General features: G+C 53.3%; 18 protein-coding genes. 15 read left to right on the top strand and 3 right to left on the bottom strand.

What is annotated here, in order from left to right; translation table 11 throughout:
- The first annotated feature begins 224 nt into the window (after positions 1-224).
- Positions 225-284 carry a type I toxin-antitoxin system Ibs family toxin gene (locus tag M2374_RS04890; RefSeq protein WP_101741518.1) on the top strand — a complete coding sequence of 20 codons (60 nt, stop codon included), beginning with the start codon at positions 225-227 and terminating at the stop codon, positions 282-284.
- A 98-nt stretch (positions 285-382) separates the two neighbouring features.
- Here M2374_RS04890 and yegD read toward each other — a convergent pair whose 3' ends face one another.
- Positions 383-1735 carry a molecular chaperone gene (gene yegD / locus M2374_RS04885; RefSeq protein WP_137362236.1) on the bottom strand — a complete coding sequence of 451 codons (1353 nt, stop codon included), beginning with the start codon at positions 1733-1735 and terminating at the stop codon, positions 383-385.
- A 136-nt stretch (positions 1736-1871) separates the two neighbouring features.
- Between yegD and alkA the strand changes: the two genes are divergently transcribed.
- Positions 1872-2741 carry a DNA-3-methyladenine glycosylase 2 gene (gene alkA / locus M2374_RS04880; RefSeq protein WP_181688969.1) on the top strand — a complete coding sequence of 290 codons (870 nt, stop codon included), beginning with the start codon at positions 1872-1874 and terminating at the stop codon, positions 2739-2741.
- On the opposite strand, the gene M2374_RS04875 is transcribed toward alkA, so the two are convergent.
- Positions 2709-6038: a diguanylate cyclase gene (locus tag M2374_RS04875; protein WP_181688970.1), complete on the bottom strand. Its 3330-nt coding sequence runs from the start codon at positions 6036-6038 to the stop codon at positions 2709-2711. The genes alkA and M2374_RS04875 overlap by 33 nt on opposite strands.
- Before the next feature lie 315 nt (positions 6039-6353).
- Here M2374_RS04875 and udk point away from each other — a divergent pair, with 315 nt between their 5' ends.
- The 3 genes from udk (at position 6354) to asmA (ending at position 9548) form a co-directional block, all read left to right on the top strand.
- On the top strand, positions 6354-6995 hold the full coding sequence (udk, locus tag M2374_RS04870; RefSeq protein WP_005128328.1) for a uridine kinase: 642 nt from the start codon (positions 6354-6356) through the stop codon (positions 6993-6995).
- Between the two features lie 91 nt (positions 6996-7086).
- On the top strand, positions 7087-7668 hold the full coding sequence (dcd, locus tag M2374_RS04865) for a dCTP deaminase (protein WP_096756576.1): 582 nt from the start codon (positions 7087-7089) through the stop codon (positions 7666-7668).
- Between the two features lie 26 nt (positions 7669-7694).
- A complete protein-coding gene (gene asmA, locus M2374_RS04860; protein ID WP_181632113.1) occupies positions 7695-9548 on the top strand; it encodes an outer membrane assembly protein AsmA in 1854 nt (617 codons plus the stop codon).
- 48 nt (positions 9549-9596) lie between these two features.
- Here the strand turns inward: asmA and M2374_RS04855 are convergent, their stop codons facing one another.
- Positions 9597-11183 (bottom strand): TerC family protein, encoded by a 1587-nt coding sequence (locus M2374_RS04855; RefSeq protein WP_115259923.1) that lies wholly within the window; start codon positions 11181-11183, stop codon positions 9597-9599.
- 655 nt (positions 11184-11838) lie between these two features.
- Here M2374_RS04855 and M2374_RS04850 point away from each other — a divergent pair.
- The 10 genes from M2374_RS04850 to gmd all read left to right on the top strand — a co-directional run bounded on the left by M2374_RS04850 (position 11839) and on the right by gmd (position 21869).
- On the top strand, positions 11839-12978 hold the full coding sequence (locus M2374_RS04850) for a polysaccharide export protein (protein ID WP_096756579.1): 1140 nt from the start codon (positions 11839-11841) through the stop codon (positions 12976-12978).
- A 5-nt stretch (positions 12979-12983) separates the two neighbouring features.
- Positions 12984-13433, top strand: coding sequence for a low molecular weight protein-tyrosine-phosphatase Wzb (gene wzb / locus M2374_RS04845; RefSeq protein WP_096756580.1), 450 nt, complete (start codon positions 12984-12986; stop codon positions 13431-13433).
- A complete protein-coding gene (gene wzc / locus M2374_RS04840; RefSeq protein WP_181688971.1) occupies positions 13430-15592 on the top strand; it encodes a tyrosine-protein kinase Wzc in 2163 nt (720 codons plus the stop codon). The genes wzb and wzc overlap by 4 nt, the downstream gene beginning before the upstream one ends.
- 75 nt (positions 15593-15667) lie before the next feature.
- Positions 15668-16510 (top strand): colanic acid biosynthesis glycosyltransferase WcaA, encoded by an 843-nt coding sequence (wcaA, locus tag M2374_RS04835; RefSeq protein ID WP_096756582.1) that lies wholly within the window; start codon positions 15668-15670, stop codon positions 16508-16510.
- A gap of 2 nt (positions 16511-16512) precedes the next feature.
- Positions 16513-17001 carry a colanic acid biosynthesis acetyltransferase WcaB gene (gene wcaB, locus M2374_RS04830; protein ID WP_096756583.1) on the top strand — a complete coding sequence of 163 codons (489 nt, stop codon included), beginning with the start codon at positions 16513-16515 and terminating at the stop codon, positions 16999-17001.
- A complete protein-coding gene (wcaC, locus tag M2374_RS04825; protein ID WP_259153986.1) occupies positions 16998-18215 on the top strand; it encodes a colanic acid biosynthesis glycosyltransferase WcaC in 1218 nt (405 codons plus the stop codon). The genes wcaB and wcaC overlap by 4 nt, the downstream gene beginning before the upstream one ends.
- The gene (wcaD, locus tag M2374_RS04820) at positions 18190-19407 is read left to right on the top strand and encodes a colanic acid polymerase WcaD (RefSeq protein WP_181688973.1); all 1218 of its coding nucleotides are present in this window, start codon (positions 18190-18192) and stop codon (positions 19405-19407) included. The genes wcaC and wcaD overlap by 26 nt, the downstream gene beginning before the upstream one ends.
- A gap of 5 nt (positions 19408-19412) precedes the next feature.
- Positions 19413-20159, top strand: coding sequence for a colanic acid biosynthesis glycosyltransferase WcaE (wcaE, locus tag M2374_RS04815; RefSeq protein WP_181624475.1), 747 nt, complete (start codon positions 19413-19415; stop codon positions 20157-20159).
- A gap of 9 nt (positions 20160-20168) precedes the next feature.
- Complete coding sequence (gene wcaF / locus M2374_RS04810; protein WP_096756587.1) at positions 20169-20723, top strand: colanic acid biosynthesis acetyltransferase WcaF; 555 nt, start codon at positions 20169-20171, stop codon at positions 20721-20723.
- A gap of 24 nt (positions 20724-20747) precedes the next feature.
- The gene (gene gmd / locus M2374_RS04805; RefSeq protein ID WP_096756588.1) at positions 20748-21869 is read left to right on the top strand and encodes a GDP-mannose 4,6-dehydratase; all 1122 of its coding nucleotides are present in this window, start codon (positions 20748-20750) and stop codon (positions 21867-21869) included.
- Positions 21870-21871 lie beyond the last annotated feature (2 nt).

Below are 21871 nucleotides of genomic sequence, written 5' to 3'. Positions count from 1 at the left end.
CGATCAAGGGCGAAAGATGGAGGAATTATGAAACACTGTCGGGATTCGTCTGAATGGCGGTGCGGCTTTGCGAGGCGTTACGCAACAATGGGCGGTGAAAATCGCCAATGCGGAAGAGTGCGCTAGAGTGCGGACAAGGCAAAAGGAGGAAAGCCAGAGATTTCAGCCGGACGCTGGAACGGGAAAGCCCCTCCCGAGGAAGGGGCCAAAATAAGGAAAGGGTTATGATGAAGTACGTCATCATACTGGTGATACTCTTAGTGATTAGCTTCGCGGCTTACTAAGACACCAGGAGAGGGGAAACCCTCCCTAACCCTCACTCCTGACCATAAGCCACAGTCACGATGATGTCAATACGCACACTTTTCAGCCTGCGAGCCGCTTAGCGGAAAACCACTTCTGCCCAGCGTGCCAGACCGGCAGTCACCGAGCCGAAATCATCGCCACCGGCGATAGGGATCCCCGGCAGCTGTTCGGAGAGGGCTTTTTTGATAAGCGGTGAGCGTGCACTGCCACCGGTCAAATAAATAACATCCGGTTTTTCCTGGGCATTATCCAGCGCCAGCTGCACCTGCTCCAGAATGCGCGCCAGTGGCTGATTGAGCGCCGTCTCCAGCCCCTGTTGGCTGATTGCCGTTGCCAGTTCATCACTGATAAATGGCAGCGCCGCCGTGACGTTTGCCTGTGTGGAAAGCGTAATTTTGCTTTCTTCAGCGCTGCGTACCAGCCGGTAGCTCAGACGCTCGCGCCAGACTTTGAGCAGCAGAGCGACTTTATCGGCTTCTTTCGCGTCGCGGATCAGATCGTTTAACAAGCGTCCGTTGGCGGTACTGTAAAAATCACTTTGGGCCGGAACATCGTTAATGGCGACGGCGTTCCACCACGGCAGAATAGGTAAGGCGATGCCTTTTTCGGTTTCGCCTCCCATGCCGAGCAATGGCATCAGGTGTTTAAAGGCCAGCGCGATGTCCAGATCGTTACCGCCTACGCGACAGCCACTGTGACCTAACAGGCTGGTCTCGCGATCGGCGCGCTGATGCCACTGCGGGCCCATTAGCAGCAACGAGCAGTCGGTGGTACCACCGCCGATGTCCACCACCAGCACGCGTTTCTCGTCTTGCAGCGTGGCTTCATAATCCAGTCCCGCCGCGACCGGCTCGTACTGAAACACCACATCCTGGAAACCGGCGCGTTTGGCCGCACGCTCAAGAATACCTTGTGCCTGGGCGTTGGCGTCGTCGCCGCCTAACCCCTGGAAGTTGATCGGACGACCGATAACGGCCTGGGTGATCGCTTCGGGTAGCTGGTTTTGTGCCTGGTTGCGGATGTGCAGCATCATCGCGCAGACTAAGTCTTCAAATAGCGCAACCTGCTGCGGTTTCAGGCCGCTGGCACCTAAAAACGATTTTGGTGATTTAACGAAGTAGACTTCTTCCGGGTCATCAATATATTGGCCCAGTGATGCCAGACCAAACTGCACGCTATTGGCGTTCACATCGATGTCTTCTTCGCGATTAAAGCGCACCGCACGACGCAGTAATGCCTGCGTTTCGTCATCCGTTGCCGGGACATCATGATGGCGATACAGCCACTCGCTGACCGCTTCACGCGTCGGGGCGCACAGCATGGAGGGCAGTAGCGTGCTGTCATTTTCCATTTTGAGCAATTGCGGCTGCCCGTCACGCATGACGGCCACTGAACAGTTCGCCGTACCATAGTCAAAACCAATAAACACCGTAAAGCTCCCCAGGGCAGTCAAGAAGGGGCGAGACTTTAGCGAAATGTTGTCGTCCCGACAACTGGAATATGAAAGCAAGGCGCATCGGCGGAATAGCATTTATGCTGTAGGCTGGTAAAAAAAGGACGCGGACATGTATACACTGAACTGGCAATCGCCCTATGACTGGCCCTGGATGCTGGGGTTTCTCGCTGACCGTGCCGTGGATGGCGTAGAAACTGTAGGCACATTGACGTATGCAAGGAGCCTGGCGATTGGCCAGCATCGTGGGGTGGTGAGCGTTGTCCCGGATCTGGAGGCCAACGTGCTGCAGGTAATGTTAAGCCCGGGACTTCAGCCCGTTGCCCGCGAGTGTCTGGCCAAAATGGCGCAGTTGTTCGATCTGAACTGCTGTCCGCAGCACATTGTCAGCGCGTTGGGGCGTCTGGGGGCCGCACGCCCTGGATTGCGTCTACCGGGATCGGTTGATGCGTTCGAACAGGGCGTTCGCGCGATTTTAGGTCAGTTGGTCAGCGTGGCGATGGCGGCAAAACTGACGGCGAAGGTGGTACATCTGTATGGCGATAGGCTTGCCGACGCACCAGAGTACGTGTGCTTTCCTACCCCTGAGGCGCTGGCCGCCGCACAACCGCTGGAGCTGAAAGCGCTGGGCATGCCGCTTAAACGTGCGGAAGCGCTGATTCACCTTGCCCGGGCGGCGCTGGATGGCACGCTTAAGCCTGTTGCCCCGCCTGATATCGAGCAGGGGGTGAAGCAGTTACAAACGTTTCCAGGCATTGGACGCTGGACGGCCAATTACTTCGCGCTGCGCGGGTGGCAGGCGAAGGACATTTTTCTTCCCGATGATTACTTGATTAAACAGCGTTTTCCAGGCATGACGCCGGCGCAAATCCGGCGCTACGCAGAGCGCTGGAAGCCCTGGCGTTCCTACGCGCTACTGCATATCTGGTATACGGAAGGCTGGCAACCATCAGTTGATGGCGAAATTGCTGGTGTTGAGTAGCAACTCCAGCGGTTGGGCGTCGGCAATAATATCGCCAAAAATCATATCAATACCGATGCCAGACAGGGCATCCATAATCAGCGGCATGTTTACCGGTCCAGCGATAGTTTTGATATCCAGACGTTGTGCGTGGCTCTGAATAATGGAAACCCACATTTCGTCCGTCAGATTGCCGTGCGCGCTGGCGCTCAGTTCGCTGTCAAGTAACAGGTAATCAGCGACGTGATACTTGAGATTGTCAAAGACCTCTAAATCGCGACCGACCTGGCTTAAAATGATGCGACAACCCGCCTGGCGTAATCGTTGCATGGCGGGCATGGCCTGCGCTGGATGCGTTTTCATCACGTCTACCGGTACGCTCAGATGCAATAAACGAGGCGGAAGCGGACTGTTTTCCATCAATGCCAGCAGTTCATCAACCAGCACGGGATTGAGCAACCCGGCGGCGGAAAGGGGCAGGGCAACGCTAAGCCCTTTACCGGCAACAGCGGAGGCAGAATGCTGGAAAAATTCAGTAAAGACCCGACGGTCGAGGGCATGATTGAGTGCAGGATCGACCAGACCGGCGCGGAAAGCCTGCTCCTCAATGACGTCGCCTTCGCTGTTCCATAAGCGCAGCGACAACAGCCAGAAGCTAAAGGTCTCAGGAACCCGTGGAGACGCGACGCCGTGGGCGATCATCAATATTGGGTTATGGGTAATGATGTTGCGTTGTTCATCGGGTGACAGTATCCCTCGCGTCGCATGCATCTGGCTCTGCTGGGGTTCATAGACGCATACCCGCCCACGTCCGCTATTTTTGGCCGCGTAGCAGGCAATATCTGCCTGCGACATCACCTCGGTGGCGATACGATTTTTGTCATCAATTAGCGTGATCCCGGCACTGGCGCCAATACGGTGTAAGCGGCCTTCCCATGTAAAGTGGTAATCATTGATGGCGCTAATGACGCGACCCGCGATAAACCGGGCACTTTCGATATTACAATCTGGCAGCAGCAAGCCGAACTCATCGCCGCCAAGACGCGCCAGCACATCGCTGGTGCGCAGCATGCTCAGCATCAGAGAAGACAGCTCGCGCAGCAAGGCATCTCCCGCCGCATGACCGGCGCTATCGTTGACGGCTTTAAAACGATCCAGATCGATGAAGACCAGCGCGTGACGCTGATGGGAGTTGTGTACCGTATGCAGCAATTGTTTCAGATGGTTTTCAAAGCTGACCCGGTTGGCCAGATGCGTGAGGTCATCATGCGATGCGCTGTAACTGAGTTGACGCAACATCTTGCGTGATTCGGTGACATCCTGAATCACCAACACGGAGCCAATGCTACCGCCGTCGAGGGTGCTGAGCGGCGTGATACTGTACTGAATATCGTAACTGGTGCCGTTACGACAATGCAGGACCACTTCTTGCTCAATAGCCGTGCGCGACATGTCGGCGCTGTAGATATTTTCCATTAGCGGGCCGTTATCACCGAAAGTAATACGCAGCACCGTGAGCAACGGGATCCCTAACGCGCTCTCTTGCGACCAGCCGCTCATTTTCTCGGCCACCGGATTCATAAAGGTGACGTTCAGGTCGACGTCGATACAAATCACCGCTTCACCGATGGAATCCAGCGTAATATGCAAACGCTCTTTTTCCTGATACAGCGCCTCGTGGAGTTGCTTCACTTCGGTCATGTCGAGATTGATACCGAGCAAACGTTCCACTTCGCCGTCTTTATTCAGCACCCGGTTAGCCAACGAGCGGATATGCCGAATGCCGTCTTTGACCGCAATGCGGAATTCAAGTTTGAAAGGAACACGTGCCGCCAGCGAATCGCGAATCACGCTTTCGGCATGTTCGCGATCTTCAGGGACCACGCAGTCATACCAGACTTGCCAACTGGGTTTGATGTGCGCAGGGACCTCATAAAGATCGAACATGCGCTTATCCCAGCTGATTACGTCAGGCTGCAATTCCCATTCCCAGATGCCAATGCCGCCTGCTTCATTCGCCAGCGTAATACGTTCCATTAACCGCTTATTGATCCACTCCGTGTGTTTCAGGTCGTTAATGTCCTCAACCTGGGCAATAAAGTAGAGTGGGGTGTTATCGCTATGACGAACCAGTGAAACGGCCAGCAGTGCCCAGACCACCTCGCCTGCACGGGTGTAATAGCGTTTTTCCATTGAATAACTATTGATTTCACCGCGCGACAGCATTTGCAGCTGCTCAAGGTCGTTATTCAGATCTTCCGGCCAGGTTAACTGCTGGAAGGTCAGCGAGCGCAGCTCTTCTTGGCTGTAACCCAGAAAATGACACAAGGCTTTATTGGCCTGTAGCCATTGCCCCTCGGTGCCCACCAGCGCCATGCCGATAGCGGAGTATTCCATGGCGTTGCGAAAACGCGTTTCGCTCTCTGAAATGTGTTTACGTTCGGCACGAAACGCGTACATGACCATGGTCATCATGTTTGCCGGTAACAGAATCATCAAAAACGGCAGCCACGGCATGCTGGACATGACAAACGTTTTCGAGGTGGAGAGCAGTGAAGGGTCGGCGGCCAGCATTAGCGAGACCATCATTACGGTGCTGAGGAAAATCAGAAACGCTTCCATGCGCGGCAGACGCACGGCACTCCACATCAGCAAAACGATCACGCAGGTAAACGGCCATGGAAGATACATCATCGACAGCCAACTGAACGCTAAAGTTACCAGTAGGGTGATGAGCGTTTCCAGCAATAAACGGGGATCGCGGTGACGCAGCAGATAGTGCGGCTTAAACAGCAAACCTAACGGTACCAGCGCGAGCGCGCCGATGGATTCTGAAAGCACCCACATTAGAAACGTATTTAACGACGTTTCACCTGGAAGCAGCAGCCACATCAAAAAACCGCCCAGCAGCGGCGGGACCACGGCACTACCGAATGCCAGACGCGCCCAGTCGTTAAGATTTTGTAAGGGATTGTACCAGGGCAACAGCCTGCGCAATAACATGGCGCCCGCAACGGCCTCAATAATATTGATGGCAGTGTAGGTGAAATTCAGCGTGTCGGTCGGGAAGAACAACAAAGAGGCACCGATGCTGCCCAGGGAGCATGCCAGCGCGATCCCCGGCCACATCTTTCCTGCATGACGGTAAAAAGCCACCATCATAATTGAGGTCGGGAACCACAGCGGCGCTAGCTGCGTGCCGTAACGGGACAGCTCCAGCGAGAACAACGTAAAGATGAATGCCACCAGACCTAAACTGGCCAGGCGCAGTAGAGGATGCGGTAAGGTAACTAAAACATGTTGGGATGGTTTACTCATTACCGCTTTACCCGAATAGCCGATGTCGCCGTGGCGAAGATGCCGGAAGCATCATGTTTAATCTGTGATTATGCTAGTACAAACATTTTACAATTTATACGCCAGCTGCTCATAAAATAACACTCTCAAGCTATTAATTCCTAAGGTGGGTGAATAAATTTTGTGCCTGCTTTAAAACTGACCATTTTAATTTGCGACAGGGACTGCATTGGTGCAGCCTGGGCTGGCGTCGCGCCGCTGAAATCCCTATAATTGCCGCGTTTGGCGTTTCGACGCCCCCTTCCTAACATCCAGGTTAATCAGGTCGCTAAATTTATGACTGATCAGTCTCATCAGTGCGTCATTATCGGCATTGCCGGCGCATCGGCTTCCGGCAAGAGTCTTATTGCCAGTACTCTCTATCGCGAATTGCGTGAACAAGTGGGTGACGAACATATTGGCGTTATTCCCGAAGACAGTTATTACAAAGATCAAAGCCATCTGTCGATGGAAGAACGTGTAAAAACGAACTACGACCATCCGAACGCGATGGATCACAGCCTGCTGTTCCAGCATCTGCAAACGCTGAAACGCGGCTCGGCGATTGAATTACCTGTCTACAGCTATGTTGAACACACGCGTACGCAAGAGACTATTCATATTGAACCCAAAAAAGTGATTATCCTCGAAGGCATTTTGCTGCTGACGGATGCACGTTTGCGTGACGAGATGAATTTTTCTATTTTTGTAGATACCCCGCTCGACATTTGTCTGATGCGCCGTATCAAGCGGGACGTCAACGAGCGCGGCCGCTCGATGGATTCGGTGATGGCGCAATACCAGAAAACTGTGCGTCCAATGTTCCTGCAATTTATTGAACCCTCAAAACAATACGCCGATATCATCGTGCCGCGCGGGGGTAAAAACCGCATTGCCATCGATATTCTGAAGGCGAAAATCAGTCAGTTCTTTGAATAAGTTCAGCGAATTGTGTACCGTTCAGTAATAACCTGGTTCACCCTTAACGCACCTGGCGTTAAGGGGGTGAAGCACGAAAGGAGAAAGTGCCATGCGTTTATGTGACCGAGATATTGAAGCCTGGTTGGATGCAGGTCGTCTGTCGATCAATCCACGTCCTCCTGTCGAGCGTATTAATGGCGCAACAGTAGATGTGCGTCTTGGCAATAAATTTCGTACGTTCCGCGGTCATACGGCAGCGTATATCGATTTGAGCGGGCCGAAGGATGAAGTTAGCGCCGCGCTGGATCGCGTGATGAGTGATGAAATTGTCCTTGCCGAAGGCGAAGCATTTTTCCTGCATCCCGGCGAGTTAGCGTTGGCCGTAACCTTTGAATCCGTCACGCTTCCGGCAGATTTGGTTGGCTGGTTAGACGGCCGTTCGTCGCTGGCGCGTCTGGGCCTGATGGTTCACGTGACCGCGCACCGTATCGATCCGGGCTGGTCAGGGTGCATTGTGCTGGAATTTTATAACTCCGGGAAATTACCGCTGGCCTTGCGTCCGGGCATGCCGATTGGTGCGCTGAGTTTTGAACCGCTCTCCGGTCCGGCTGCGCGTCCCTACAATCGCCGCCAGGATGCGAAGTATCGCGACCAGCAGGGTGCAGTAGCCAGCCGGATTGATAAAGACTGATTTATTTTCAGTCCTTTGGGGATAGCATGAGACGATTTCTGACGACGCTGATGATTCTCCTGGTCGTGCTGGTGGCCGGTTTTTCTGCGTTAGTAATGTTGGTGAATCCCAATGATTTTCGCGCGTATATGGTGAAGCAGGTTGCTGCACGTAGCGGATATCAATTGCAACTGGACGGCCCACTGCGTTGGCACGTTTGGCCCCAGCTTAGCATCCTCTCTGGACGCATGGTGTTAACGGCTGAAGGGGCCAGCGAACCGCTGGTTCGTGCCGACAATATGCGTCTGGACGTCGCGTTATGGCCGCTGTTGAGCCACCAGCTCAGTGTGAAGCAGGTGATGCTCAAAGGTGCTGTTATTCAGCTGACGCCGCAGACCGAAGCGGTGCGTGGCGAAGATGCGCCCATTGCCCCGAAAGACAATACGTTGCCCGATGTCGCCGAAGACCGTGGATGGTCGTTTGATATCGCGCGTCTGCGCGTTGCCGACAGCGTGCTGGTGTTCCAGCATGAAGACGATGAACAGATTACGGTTCGTGACATTCACCTGGAAATGGAACAGGACACCCAGCATCGCGGTACCTTTGACTTCTCTGGTCGCGTAAACCGCGATCAGCGCGATCTGGCCTTAGCCTTTAACGGTAGCGTTGATGCTTCTGACTACCCGCATAACCTGGCGGCCAATATCGAGAAGCTCAGTTGGCAGTTACAGGGCGCCGATCTGCCGCAGCAGGGGATTCAGGGGCAGGGTAAGCTGCAGGTTCAGTGGCAGGAAGAGAATAAACAGCTCGCGTTTAACCAGATTGCGTTGACGGCCAACGACAGCACGCTGTCCGGGCAAGCCCGTGTGTCGCTGTCTGATAAACCGGACTGGAGCGTCGATCTGCGCTTTGGTCTGCTCAATCTGGATAACTTGCTGGTGCAACGTGACGCCGCGGCGGCAACGAGCGGCGAGGTGCAACAGGGGCAAAGCCAGTCAACGCTCGTGCGACCGGTGATTGCGTCCCAGGTCGATGCCGTGTCGTATCAGGGGCTCAGGGGTTTTTCCGCAGATATTGCGCTACAGGCAGACAAAGTTCTGTGGCGTAAAATGGCCTTTGATAACGTTTCAGCCAAAATGGCGAATCAGTCAGGCTTGCTGAGTATCACTGAATTGCAGGGGACGAGTGAGGGTGGGTTGATTTCGCTGCCCGGCAAGCTGGATGCCAGAAAGGCGCAGCCGCACGCAGTCTTTCATCCGCGTCTGGAAAACGTCGAAATCGGTACCATCCTGAAAGCCTTTAACTATCCGATTGCGCTTACCGGCAAGCTGTCGCTGGCGGGCGATTTTTCCGGTTCTGATATTGACGCGCAGGCGTTCCGTCACAGCTGGCAAGGGCAGGCCCATGTTGATATGAGCGACACACGCATGGAAGGGATGAACTTCCAGCAGCTGGTACAGCAGGCCGTTGAGCGCAGCGGCGGCGACGTGAAGTCTCAGCAGAGTCTGGACAACGTGACCCGACTGGATCGTTTTGTCACCGAGCTGTCGCTGGATAACGGCAAGGTGTCGTTGGATGAGATGGAAGGGCTGTCTTCCATGTTAGCGCTTTCCGGTAAAGGGACGCTGGATCTGGTTGAGCAGACGTGTGACACGCAGTTTAACGTGCGTGTGTTGGGCGGCTGGGATGGGGAAAGCAAGCTGATTGACTTCCTGAAAGCCACGCCGGTTCCGCTGCGTATTTATGGGCCATGGCAGGCGTTGAACTATAACCTGCAGGTGGACCAGCTGCTGCGTAAGCATGTACAGGATGAAGCGAAACGTCGGCTGAACGACTGGGCCGATCGCAACAAAGAGTCCCGTAGCGGCAAAGATGTGAAAAAACTGCTGGATAAACTCTGACGGATAATGCCGGATGACGGCGCGAGAGCGTCTCATCCGGCACGTCACCTACACTTCGTAATCCATCTCTTCGTCATTAGTGTGCAGCGGTATTAACTGGACCTTTTGCACCCGGTGGTTTTCCACCTGCAACGTTTTCAGTCGATAGTCGCCCACCTGCACTTCTTCCCCGGTTTTCGGTATACGCTGCAAATATTCCATCAACAGCCCGGCAATGGTGTGATATTCCCGTTTCTCATCAAGGGGAATCGGGACGTATTGCACCAGATCTTCCAGCGGCATATGCCCGTTAGCCGTCCATGAACCGTCAGCATTTTTCTGAATGTCGTGGCGGGCGTCGATCTCTTCCACTTCATTCGGCAGGTTTCCGGCGATGGTTTCCATCACGTCGCTCAGCGTCACAAGTCCCTCTACGGAACCAAACTCATCCGCCACAAACGCAAAGTGGGTGCGGGCATTACGGAACTGCTCCAGCGCCGGCAGTAGCGGCAGGGTCTCCGGGAATACCAGCGGCTGGCGGATCAAGGCGCGTAGATCGAGCGGTTCGCCGCGCAGCGACTGTTGCAGCAGGTCGATGACGTGTACCACTCCGAGCAGTTCTTCCTGCTCATCTTCTCCGGTGACCACCAGACGCGTGTGCTGGTTTTTCTCCAGCAGGGCGCGGATCTCCGCTTCGGGTGCGTTAAGGTCGATATGCTCAATATCATGGCGCGAGGTCATAATGCTGCTGACGGTGCGCTGATTCAGATTCAGCACACGTTCAATCATCCGGCGCTCCTGCGGGGCAAAAATCTGACCTTCATGATGATCGGCCAGCATGGCTGCTGTTTCAGCATCCAGTTCGGCATCTTCTTTTTGTCCACTCAGCAGACGCATCACCGCCTCAGCGGTACGCTGGCGCAGGGTATGATTGGCTGACAGAAAACGGCGGCGGTTGAAGATGGCCAGCTGATTTAATGCCTCAATCATGACCGAGAAGCCGATAGCCGCGTACAGGTAGCCTTTTGGAATGCGGAAACCAAACCCTTCGGCGACCAGGCTGAAGCCGATCATCAGCAGGAAGCTAAGACACAGAATAACGATGGTAGGGTGGCTGTTGACAAAGCGGGTCAATGACTTGCTGGCCAGCACCATCAGGCTAATGGCAATAATGACGGCGGCCATCATCACGGCCAGATGATCGACCATCCCGACGGCGGTGATCACCGAGTCGAGCGAGAAGATGGCATCCAGCACCACGATTTGTGCGACCACGCCCCAAAACTTCGCGCCTTTACGCTGGGTGGGGTTATCGCTGTCTTTCCCCTCCAGCCGCTCATTGAGCTCCATCGTGGCTTTGAACAGCAGGAAGAAGCCCCCGAAGAGCATGATCAGGTCCCGTGCGCTAAAGCTCAGATCCCGAATGCTAAACAGCGGGGTGGTCAGCGTGACCAGCCAGGAGATTGAGGCCAGCAGCAGCAGACGCATCACCATCGCCAGCAGGAGCCCGGTAATACGCGCCTTGTCCCGCTGGGCTGGAGGTAATTTCTCCGCGAGGATGGCAATAAAAACAAGATTATCAATGCCAAGAACAAGTTCGATCACGATTAGCGTGACGAGTCCGGCCCAGATTGACGGATCGGCAATCCATTCCATAGTAAAAATGATACCCATAGTTGTATGACAATTGTCACAATTCGATCATGGATAAAGCCAGCGAAAAATGCAATGCCGGGAACGGATTTCTCTGTTATTGATATCCGGCAGTCAGTTGAGAAATAGTCTTAATGTTTCTGCAGGAAATAATTTTTTAACACGTCATATATTTAGGAAATATCGCAGATGGTCTGTTTTTTATATTAGTGCTGTCAATATCAATAAAATCCTAAAAATATTCAAATTTCATTCTTAATATTAATCTTAAAAGCAAGAGGTAGCGGCGTTGTTATCTTGCCTGCTATTCCTTTAGCTGCAACAATTCTTTCCGTATATAACAAGAAGCCTATTTCTTCCTTGCTCCGTGCTGCATTTTCTGATGTGACGCGGAGAAGGGTATGGCGAAAATAAAGGGGAAGGTAAAAATTTAAATTAATCAGTGCATTGGTAGCTAACAAAGCCAGGGGCGGTAGCGTGCCTGGCCGCCTGATGAACAGCCTGATTTATTCAGTCAACAGACCGAAGATGAATTCAATATTTTTAGGATTGATGCCAGTTAAATTTCTTTTCAATTAACGGCAAGGTAAATGTGAACAGGTGAAACTGCCATTTAGAAAGCACGTGATAATGACTCTGCCAAAGTGATAAATAATCAATGATGAAATCCAAAATTAAATTGATACCCGTCCTGGTGTCGGTGATCTTGATAAACGGTTGTACCGTACTACCGGGCAGCAATATGTCGACGATGGGTAAAGACGTGATTAAGCAGCAGGACGCTGATTTCGATCTCGACCGTATGGTGAATGTTTATCCACTGACGCCCCGACTGGTAGAACAATTACGCCCACGTCCAAACGTCGCCCAACCCAATACTTCGCTGGACCAGGAGATTTCCGGGTACCAGTATCGCGTTGGCCCGGGCGACGTCCTGAATGTGACCGTCTGGGACCATCCGGAACTGACCACGCCAGCGGGGCAATACCGCAGCTCCAGCGATGCCGGCAACTGGGTTCAGCCCGATGGCACCATGTTTTATCCCTACATTGGCAAAGTCAACGTGTCCGGGAAAACGTTGGCAGAAATCCGCAGTGATATTACCGGGCGCTTAGCGAAGTACATTGCTGACCCGCAGGTGGACGTTAATATCGCCGCTTTCCGCTCGCAGAAGGCTTATGTCTCCGGGCAGGTGAACAAATCCGGCCAGCAGGCCATTACCAACGTACCGTTAACCATTCTCGACGCCATTAATGCCGCTGGCGGCCTGACTGAGGCGGCGGACTGGCGTAACGTCGTGCTGACCCATAACGGTCAGGAGCAGCGAATTTCCCTGCAGGCACTGATGCAAAATGGCGATCTCAGCCAGAACCGACTGCTTTACCCAGGCGACATCCTGTTTGTTCCACGCAACGACGATCTGAAAGTCTTCGTAATGGGGGAAGTGAAGAAACAGAGCACCCTCAAAATGGACTTCAGCGGTATGACGCTAACCGAAGCGTTGGGCAATGCGGAAGGGATCGACCTGACCACCTCCAATGCCAGCGGCATCTTCGTCATTCGACCATTGAAAGGCGAGGGCGCACGCAACGGCAAGATTGCCAATATTTATCAGCTCGATATGTCCGATGCCACCTCTCTGGTGATGGCGACGGAATTCCGCCTTCAGCCTTACGACGTGGTGTATGTCACTACCGCACCGGTCGCCCGCTGGAACCGTTTGATCAATCAGTTGCTGCCGACCATTAGCGGTGTTCGTTATATGACGGATACGGCCAGCGACCTTCACAACTGGTAATCGACATGTTTAACAAAATCTTAGTTGTCTGCGTGGGGAACATTTGCCGTTCCCCAACGGCAGAGCGCCTGTTAAGGCAATTTCATCCAGCGTTGACGGTCGCCTCTGCAGGTCTCGGGGCGCTGGTGGGCAAGGGAGCCGACCCGTGTGCGGTGAGCGTGGCGCAGGCACATAACCTGTCGCTGGAGAATCATTGTGCGCGGCAAATCTCAGGAAAAATGTGCCGGGATTACGACCTGATCCTCACCATGGAGAAGCGCCACATTACCGCGCTGTGTGACATGGCACCGGAGATGCGCGGCAAGGTGATGCTTTTTGGTCACTGGGACAGTGAGCGCGAAATACCTGACCCGTACCGTAAAAGCCAGGATGCGTTTGACGCGGTGTACGCCTTACTTGAACAGTCTGCCCGCCAATGGGCTCAGGCACTGAACGCGGAGCAGGGAAAACAATGACAGAGAACGTAAAACAGTCTGCTGCGTCAGCAACCGGCAATGATGAAATTGATATCGGTCGCCTGGTCGGGACGGTGCTGGAAGCGCGCTGGTGGGTGCTGGGTATTACCGCGGCCTTTGCGCTGTGCGCGGCCATTTACACGCTGTTTGCCACGCCTATCTACAGTGCCGATGCGCTGGTGCAGATTGAGCAAAATACCGGTAATTCACTGGTGCAGGATATCGGCTCGGCGTTGTCGAATAAACCACCCGCCTCGGAAGCCGAAATTCAGCTGATTAAGTCGCGGCTGGTATTGGGGAAAACGGTGGACGATCTGGATCTGGATATCGCCGTCACCAAGGAGACGTTCCCGCTGTTTGGGGCGGGTTGGGACCGGCTGATGGGCCGCCAGAACGAAACGGTTAACGTGACGACGTTCACCTTACCAAAGGCAATGAATGAGCAAGCGTTTACCATTAAGGTGCTGAATAATAAAAATTATCAGCTGATCAGTGACGGCGGTTTTAGCGCCCAGGGTCAGGTTGGACAGCCGTTAAACCACGGCGGCGTCACGATGCAGGTTAACGCTATTCATGCTGCTGCTGGCAGCGCCTTTACTGTCAGCAAATATTCCACGCTGGGCATGATAAACGCCCTGCAAAATAACCTCAGCGTGACGGAAACCGGCAAAGACACCGGCGTTTTGAGCCTGACGTTCACTGGCGAGGACCGCGAGCAGATCCGCCAGATCCTTGACAGCATCACCCGTAACTACCTTGAACAAAACATCGTACGCAAATCCGAAGAGGCCGCCAAAAGCCTGGCGTTTCTGGCCAGGCAGTTGCCGGAGGTGCGTAACCGTCTGGACGTTGCCGAAAACAAACTGAACGCCTTTCGTCAGGATAAAGATTCGGTCGATTTACCGCTGGAAGCCAAAGCGGTGCTGGATTCGATGGTTAACATTGACGCCCAGTTGAATGAACTGACGTTCAAGGAGGCGGAAATCTCCAAGCTGTTCACCAAAGCGCATCCGGCTTACCGCACGCTGCTGGAAAAACGTCAGGCGCTGGAAGATGAGAAAGGCAAACTGAACGGTCGGGTGACGGCGATGCCAAAAACGCAGCAGGAAATTGTCCGTTTGACCCGCGATGTGGAGTCCGGTCAGCAGGTCTATATGCAGTTGCTGAACAAGCAGCAGGAGCTGAAGATAACCGAAGCCAGCACGGTAGGGGATGTGCGTATTGTCGACCCGGCCATTGCTCAGCCCGGCGTGCTGAAGCCGAAAACTGCGCTGATTATTCTCGGCAGTATTCTGCTAGGCCTGATGCTATCAGTGGTCGGCGTGCTGCTGCGTTCGCTGTTCAACCGCGGTATCGAAAGCCCGCAGGCGCTGGAAGAACAGGGAATCAACGTATATGCCAGTATTCCGCTGTCGGAATGGCAAAAAGCGCGTGATAACGTGCAGACCAATAAAGGCATCAAACGTTACAAGCAAAGCCAACTGCTCGCAGTGGGGAACCCAACGGATCTGGCGATAGAAGCGGTGCGCAGCCTGCGCACCAGCCTGCACTTCGCCATGATGCAGGCGCGCAATAATGTGCTGATGCTCACTGGCGTCAGCCCATCAATTGGCAAAACCTTTGTCTGTGCCAACCTGGCGGCGGTGATCAGCCAGACCAATAAACGCGTGCTGCTGATCGACTGCGATATGCGCAAAGGGTACACGCATGAGTTGCTGGGCACCAATAACGTCAACGGTCTGTCCGACATCCTTGTGGGTAAGGGCGATATGGCCACTTGCGCCAAACCGACGTCTATTCCTCATTTCGATCTGGTCCCGCGCGGTCAGGTGCCACCCAACCCTTCTGAACTGCTGATGAGCGAGCGTTTTGGCGAGCTGATTGCCTGGGCCAGTGCGCGCTATGACCTGGTACTGATTGATACCCCGCCCATTCTGGCGGTGACCGACGCGGCCATTGTTGGCCGTCATGTTGGCACCACGCTGATGGTCGCTCGTTATGCCGTCAACACCCTGAAAGAGGTGGAAACCAGCCTGAGCCGCTTTGAGCAAAACGGGATTCAGGTTAAGGGCGTGATCCTCAACTCCATCTTCCGACGCGCAAGCGGGTATCAGGATTACGGCTACTACGAATATGCATACACGTCGGATTCGAAATAAATAACCAACCCTGCCGGATGCGGCGTAAACGCCTTATCCGGCCTACAGAAACATATTTATACCCTGGGAATGAAAATGACTACAGACAACCCGCTCATTTCAATTTATATGCCGACCTGGAATCGTCAGCAACTGGCGATCCGGGCGATTAAATCGGTCCTGCGTCAGGATTATCCGCACTGGGAGATGATCATCGTGGATGACTGCTCCTCTGCGTATGAACAATTAAAGCAGTATGTAGAAGAGCTGAACGATCCGCGCGTCACCTATACCCATAATGCCTTTAATTCCGGGGCGTGTGCGGTGCGCAATCAGGCCATTATGCAGGCCAGCGGGCAGTACATTACCGGTATTGATGACGACGATGAGTGGACGCCGAATCGCCTGAGCGTGTTCCTTAAAGATCGCCACCAGCTGGTCACTCGGGCGTTTCTGTATGCCAATGATTATATTTGCGAAGGCGAGGTCTATTCCCAGCCCGCCAGCCTGCCGCTGTATCCCAAGTCGGTGTACTCACGGCGCAGGTTCTATAAACGCAACATTATTGGCAATCAGGTCTTTACCTGGGCGTGGCGGTTCAAAGCCTGCCTGTTCGATACCTCGCTGAAAGCGGCACAGGATTACGACATTTTTCTGCGCATGGTGGTGGCCTATGGCGAGCCATGGAAGGTCAATGAAGCCACGCAGATCCTGCATGTGAATCACGGCGAGATGCGCATTACCTCATCGCCGAAAAAATTCTCCGGTTACTTCCAGTTTTACCGTAAGCACAAAGGCAAATTTGACCGCGCCAGCAAAAAATATCAGCTGTTTACGCTGTATCAGATCCGCAACAAACGCATGAACTGGCGCACGTTGCTGACCCTGTTGTCGCTGCGTAACGGTAAACGCTTGGCCGACGGTCTACGGGGGCGCTAAGTATGCTGGAAGATATCCGCGCCAATAGCTGGAGTCTGCGTCCATGCTGCATGGTGATGGCCTATCGGGTTGCCCATTTTTGCTCTGTCTGGCGCAAAAAAAACGTGCTGAATAACCTGTGGGCCGCACCGGTGCTGGTGATGTATCGCCTGATTACCGAATGTATTTTCGGCTATGAAATCCAGGCGGCTGCGACTATCGGCCGTCGTTTTACTATTCATCATGGCTATGGCGTAGTCATCAACAAACGCGTGGTGGCCGGGGACGATTTTACCCTGCGTCATGGCGTGACCATCGGCAACCTCGGCGCAAACGATCTGGCCTGTCCGACGATCGGCAACGGCGTTGAGTTGGGTGCCAATGTCACCTTGCTGGGCGATGTCGTCATTGGTCATAACGTGACGATTGGTGCTGGCAGCGTCGTTGTGGACAGCGTGCCGGACAATACGCTGGTGGTGGGTGAGAAAGCGCGAGTAAAGGACGTAAAATGAATATCCTGCAATTTAATGTCCGACTGGCAGAAGGCGGCGCGGCAGGGGTGGCGCTGGATTTACACCTGCGGGCGCTGGAGCATGGGCTGTCGTCGCGCTTCATTTATGGTTACGGCAAAAGCGGTAAGAAAAGCCTCAGCCACCATCACTATCCGCAGGTGTTCAAGCATACGCCGCGCCTGACGTCGGCGCTGAATATTGCGCTGTTTCGCTTCGCTAACCGCGACCTGTTTGGCAATCTCGACAATCTGTATCGTGCAGTCACCCGCACCGCAGGCCCGCTGGTGCTGCATTTTCACGTGCTGCACAGCTATTGGCTGAATCTGGAAGAGGTGGTGACGTTTTGTCAAAAGGTGCAGGCGCATAAACCGGATATCACCTTTGTCTGGACGCTGCACGATCACTGGAGCGTGACCGGGCGCTGCGCGTTTACTGACGGCTGTGAAGGCTGGAAAACCGGCTGCCGGAAATGCCCGACGCTGAGTAATTATCCGCCGGTTAAGGTTGATAAAGCGCATCAACAACTGCCCGGAAAACGCCAGATGTTTCGCGCCATGCTGGCGCTGGGTTGTCAGTTTATCTCCCCCAGTCAGCATGTGGCTGACGCGTTTAACAGCCTGTACGGTGCGGGGCGCTGCGCCATTATCAACAACGGGATCGATGTCGCGACCGAAGCCATTCTCAGCGACTTGCCGCTAAACGATGAGCCTCGCAGCCGGCCGAAAATCGCCATCGTGGCTCACGACCTGCGCTATGACGGCAAAACCAACCAACAGTTGGTGCGACAGATGATAGCGCTGGGCGACAAAATAGAGCTGCATACCTTCGGCAAATTCTCGCCGTTTAGCGGCGCGAACGTGGTCAATCATGGATTTGAAACCGACAAGCGCATACTGATGAGTGCGCTTAACCTGATGGATGGACTGGTGTTCAGCTCGCGAGTGGATAACTACCCGCTGATTTTATGCGAAGCGCTTTCTATCGGCGTACCGGTGATTGCCACGCACAGTGAGGCTGCGCAGGAAGTGCTGGCGAAATCGGGGGGAAAAACCTTCAGTGAAGAGGATGTCCTGCAGCTGGTGCAGTGCAATAAAACGGCGATCGCGCAGGCGGTATTCGGTACGTCGCTGGCGGCCTTTCGCCAGCGCAGCCGCAGCGCCTACAGCGGCCAACAGATGCTGGAGGACTATGTCTCGTTCTATCAGAATCTGTAGCTATTTGATGCTGCCGCTGCTGTACCTGCTGGTCAACGTTAAGCTTGTGCAGTTGGGGGAAAGTTTTCCGGTCACCGTGGTCACGTTTTTGCCGCTGCTGTTGTTGCTGTTTGTTGAGCGTATCAATATCAAAAAACTGCTGATTGCGCTGGGGATTGGCGGTGGGCTGACGGCCTTTAATTACCTGTTTGGTCAGTCGCTGGATGCCAGCAAATATGTGACTTCCACCATGCTGTTTGTCTATACGGTGATCATTATTGGCATGGTCTGGAGTATTCGCTTTAAAACCGTCTCACCGCATAACCACCGTAAGATTTTACGTTTTTTCTGGCTGGTGGTGGGGCTGGTGGTGGCGCTGGCTGCGGTTGAGATGGCGCAGATTATTCTCACCGGTGGCAGCAGTTTAATGGAAGCAATTTCGAAATATCTTATTTACAGCAACAGTTATGTTCTGAACTTTATTAAGTTTGGTGGTAAACGAACTACCGCACTTTATTTCGAACCGGCATTTTTTGCTCTGGCATTAATCTCAATTTGGCTCAGCATCAAACAGTTTGGTATCAAAACGCCTAAGACCGATGCTATGATTCTGGCAGGGGTGATATTATCAGGATCGTTTTCAGGGGTAATGACTTTTATTTTATTTTACCTGTTAGAGTGGGCATTTCAGTATCTGAACAAAGAAGCGATAAAAAAGAAGTTACCGCTGGCGACAATCTCACTTAGCGTGTTTATGGTTGGCGTAATATTTGCTTTTCCCTACATTGCCACACGACTTGGTGATTTAGGCACGGAAGGGTCGTCATCGTATTACCGTATTGTGGGGCCGCTGGTGATGGTCGGTTATTCATTACTCAATATCGATGGCGTAGTCAGATTTGGCTCACTTTATGAATATGTAGCGTCATTCGGAATCTTTAACGGTGCAGATGTCGGGAAAACAATAGACAATGGTTTGTATCTGCTGATTATTTATTTCTCATGGTTCGCTGTGATATTGGCGGTGTGGTACATGGGAAAGGTTCTGAAAATGATGTTAAATGCGTTTGGCGATAATCCGAATTATCAGGTACAGCTTTATCTTTTTACGCCGCTGTCGCTGTTTTTTACCGGTTCAGTATTTAGCCCGGAATATGCGTTTTTAATTGTTTGTCCGTTTATTTTGCGCAAGGCGCTAAATATCGCGAGGTAATTCCTATGCTGCTCACTATTATCACCGTCGCCTTTCGTAATCTGCAGGGGATCGTCAAAACCCACGCATCGCTAGCCCATCTGGCGCAGGCGGGCGACATCAGCTTTGAATGGATTGTGATCGATGGCGGTTCTGCGGACGGTACGCAGGCGTTTCTGGAAAATCTCAACGGTGAGCACCGGTTACGGTTTGTCAGCGAACCGGACAACGGTATTTATGATGCGATGAACAAAGGCATTGCCCTGGCGCGAGGGCGGTTCGCACTGTTTCTGAACTCCGGTGATATTCTGCATGCGGATGCTGCGTCATTTATCCGCCAGCTCAAAACGCAAAGCGACAAGGCGATGGTGATCGGCGATGCGCTGCTGGATTTTGGTGATGGAAACAAAATTAAGCGTCGTGCCAAGCCCGGTTGGTATATTTATCACAGCCTGCCGGCCAGTCATCAGGCGATATTTTTTCCGCTCAATGGACTGCATGCCTGGCGCTACGATCTGCAATTTAACGTGTCGTCTGATTATGCGCTGGCCGCAAAATTATATAAATCTGGTTATGCCTTTAAAAAATTAAGCGGACTGGTCTCTGAGTTTTCTATGGGCGGCGTATCGACGACAAATAATCTTGAGTTATGTCGGGATGCAAAAAAGGTCCAGCGTCAGATATTACATATGCCGGGCTTTTGGGCCGAACTGTCCTGGCATTTGCGCTTACGCACCACCGGTAAGGCCAAAACCTTATATGGCAAAATGTAAGGGGTAAATATGCAGGATTTAAAAGGCTTCACGATGCCGAAAGGCTTTCGCGGAGGTGGTGCAATTAAAGTGCAATTATGGTGGGCGGTACAGTCAACATTATTTCGACTATCACCGCAGGTGATGTACCGCTGGCGCGCATTTTTATTACGTTTATTCGGCGCGAAGATAGGAAAAAACGTCGTTATTCGACCTTCAGTAAAAATAACCTATCCGTGGAAATTAACCCTGGGTGATTACGCATGGGTGGGTGATGACGCGGTGTTATATACGCTGGGCACGATTACGATTGGTGCCAATGCTGTTATCTCGCAAAAAAGTTATTTATGTACCGGTAGCCATGATTATGCCAGCCCGCACTTTGATATTAACGCCACGCCGATTGTGATTGGCGAGAAATGCTGGCTGGCGACAGATGTATTTGTCGCACCCGGCGTGACGATTGGGGCGGGCACTGTCGTTGGGGCGCGAAGCAGCGTTTTTAAATCGCTGCCCGCCAATGCCGTTTGTCGGGGAAATCCTGCGGTCGTAACGCGCGAACGCGTTGAGAAAGTTACTCCCTGAGGGGATCATTTAAGAGGTGTAAACATGTCAAAAGTCGCTCTCATTACTGGCGTAACCGGGCAGGATGGTTCTTACCTGGCAGAACTTCTGTTGGAAAAAGGGTATGAAGTTCATGGGATTAAACGTCGTGCGTCGTCGTTTAACACCGAGCGAGTGGATCATATTTATCAGGACCCGCACTCGGGTAATCCAAAATTTCATCTGCATTACGGCGATCTGACGGATACCTCCAACCTGACCCGTATTTTACAGGAAGTTCAGCCGGATGAAGTCTATAACCTCGGGGCGATGAGCCACGTGGCAGTATCGTTTGAATCCCCGGAATACACCGCGGACGTCGATGCGATTGGTACGCTGCGCCTGCTGGAGGCGATCCGCTTCCTCGGCCTCGAAAAGAAAACCCGCTTCTATCAGGCCTCCACATCTGAACTGTACGGCCTGGTACAGGAAACGCCGCAGAAAGAGACTACGCCGTTCTACCCACGTTCTCCGTATGCGGTCGCCAAACTGTACGCCTACTGGATAACCGTCAATTACCGTGAATCCTACGGCATGTTCGCCTGCAACGGCATTCTGTTTAACCATGAGTCTCCGCGCCGGGGCGAAACGTTCGTTACCCGCAAAATTACCCGGGCGATTGCCAACATTGCGCAGGGGCTGGAGTCGTGCCTGTACCTCGGCAACATGGATTCCCTGCGTGACTGGGGCCACGCCAAAGATTACGTGCGCATGCAGTGGATGATGCTGCAACAGGATCAGCCGGAAGATTTTGTTATTGCCACCGGCGTGCAGTACTCCGTGCGCCAGTTTGTCGAAATGGCGGCCGCGCAGCTGGGCATTAAATTGCGTTTTGAAGGGCAGGGGGTTGAGGAGAAAGGCATTGTCGTGTCGGTGACCGGACACGATGCGCCGGGCGTGAAGCCGGGTGACGTGATGATTGCGGTCGATCCGCGTTATTTCCGTCCGGCAGAAGTCGAAACATTGCTCGGTGACCCGGCAAAAGCGCACGACAAGCTAGGCTGGAAGCCGGAAATCACCCTGAGCCAGATGGTCAGTGAAATGGTTGCCAACGATCTGGAAGCGGCGAAGAAACATTCTCTGCTGAAATCTCACGGCTATGAGGTCGCCATCGCGCTGGAGTACTGAGG

The organism is Citrobacter sp. JUb117 (assembly GCF_024809055.1).
GTDB classification, from domain to species: domain Bacteria; phylum Pseudomonadota; class Gammaproteobacteria; order Enterobacterales; family Enterobacteriaceae; genus Citrobacter; species Citrobacter gillenii.
Note: the sequence above shows the minus strand (reverse complement) of the source record. Positions and strands in the feature narration are given on the sequence as shown.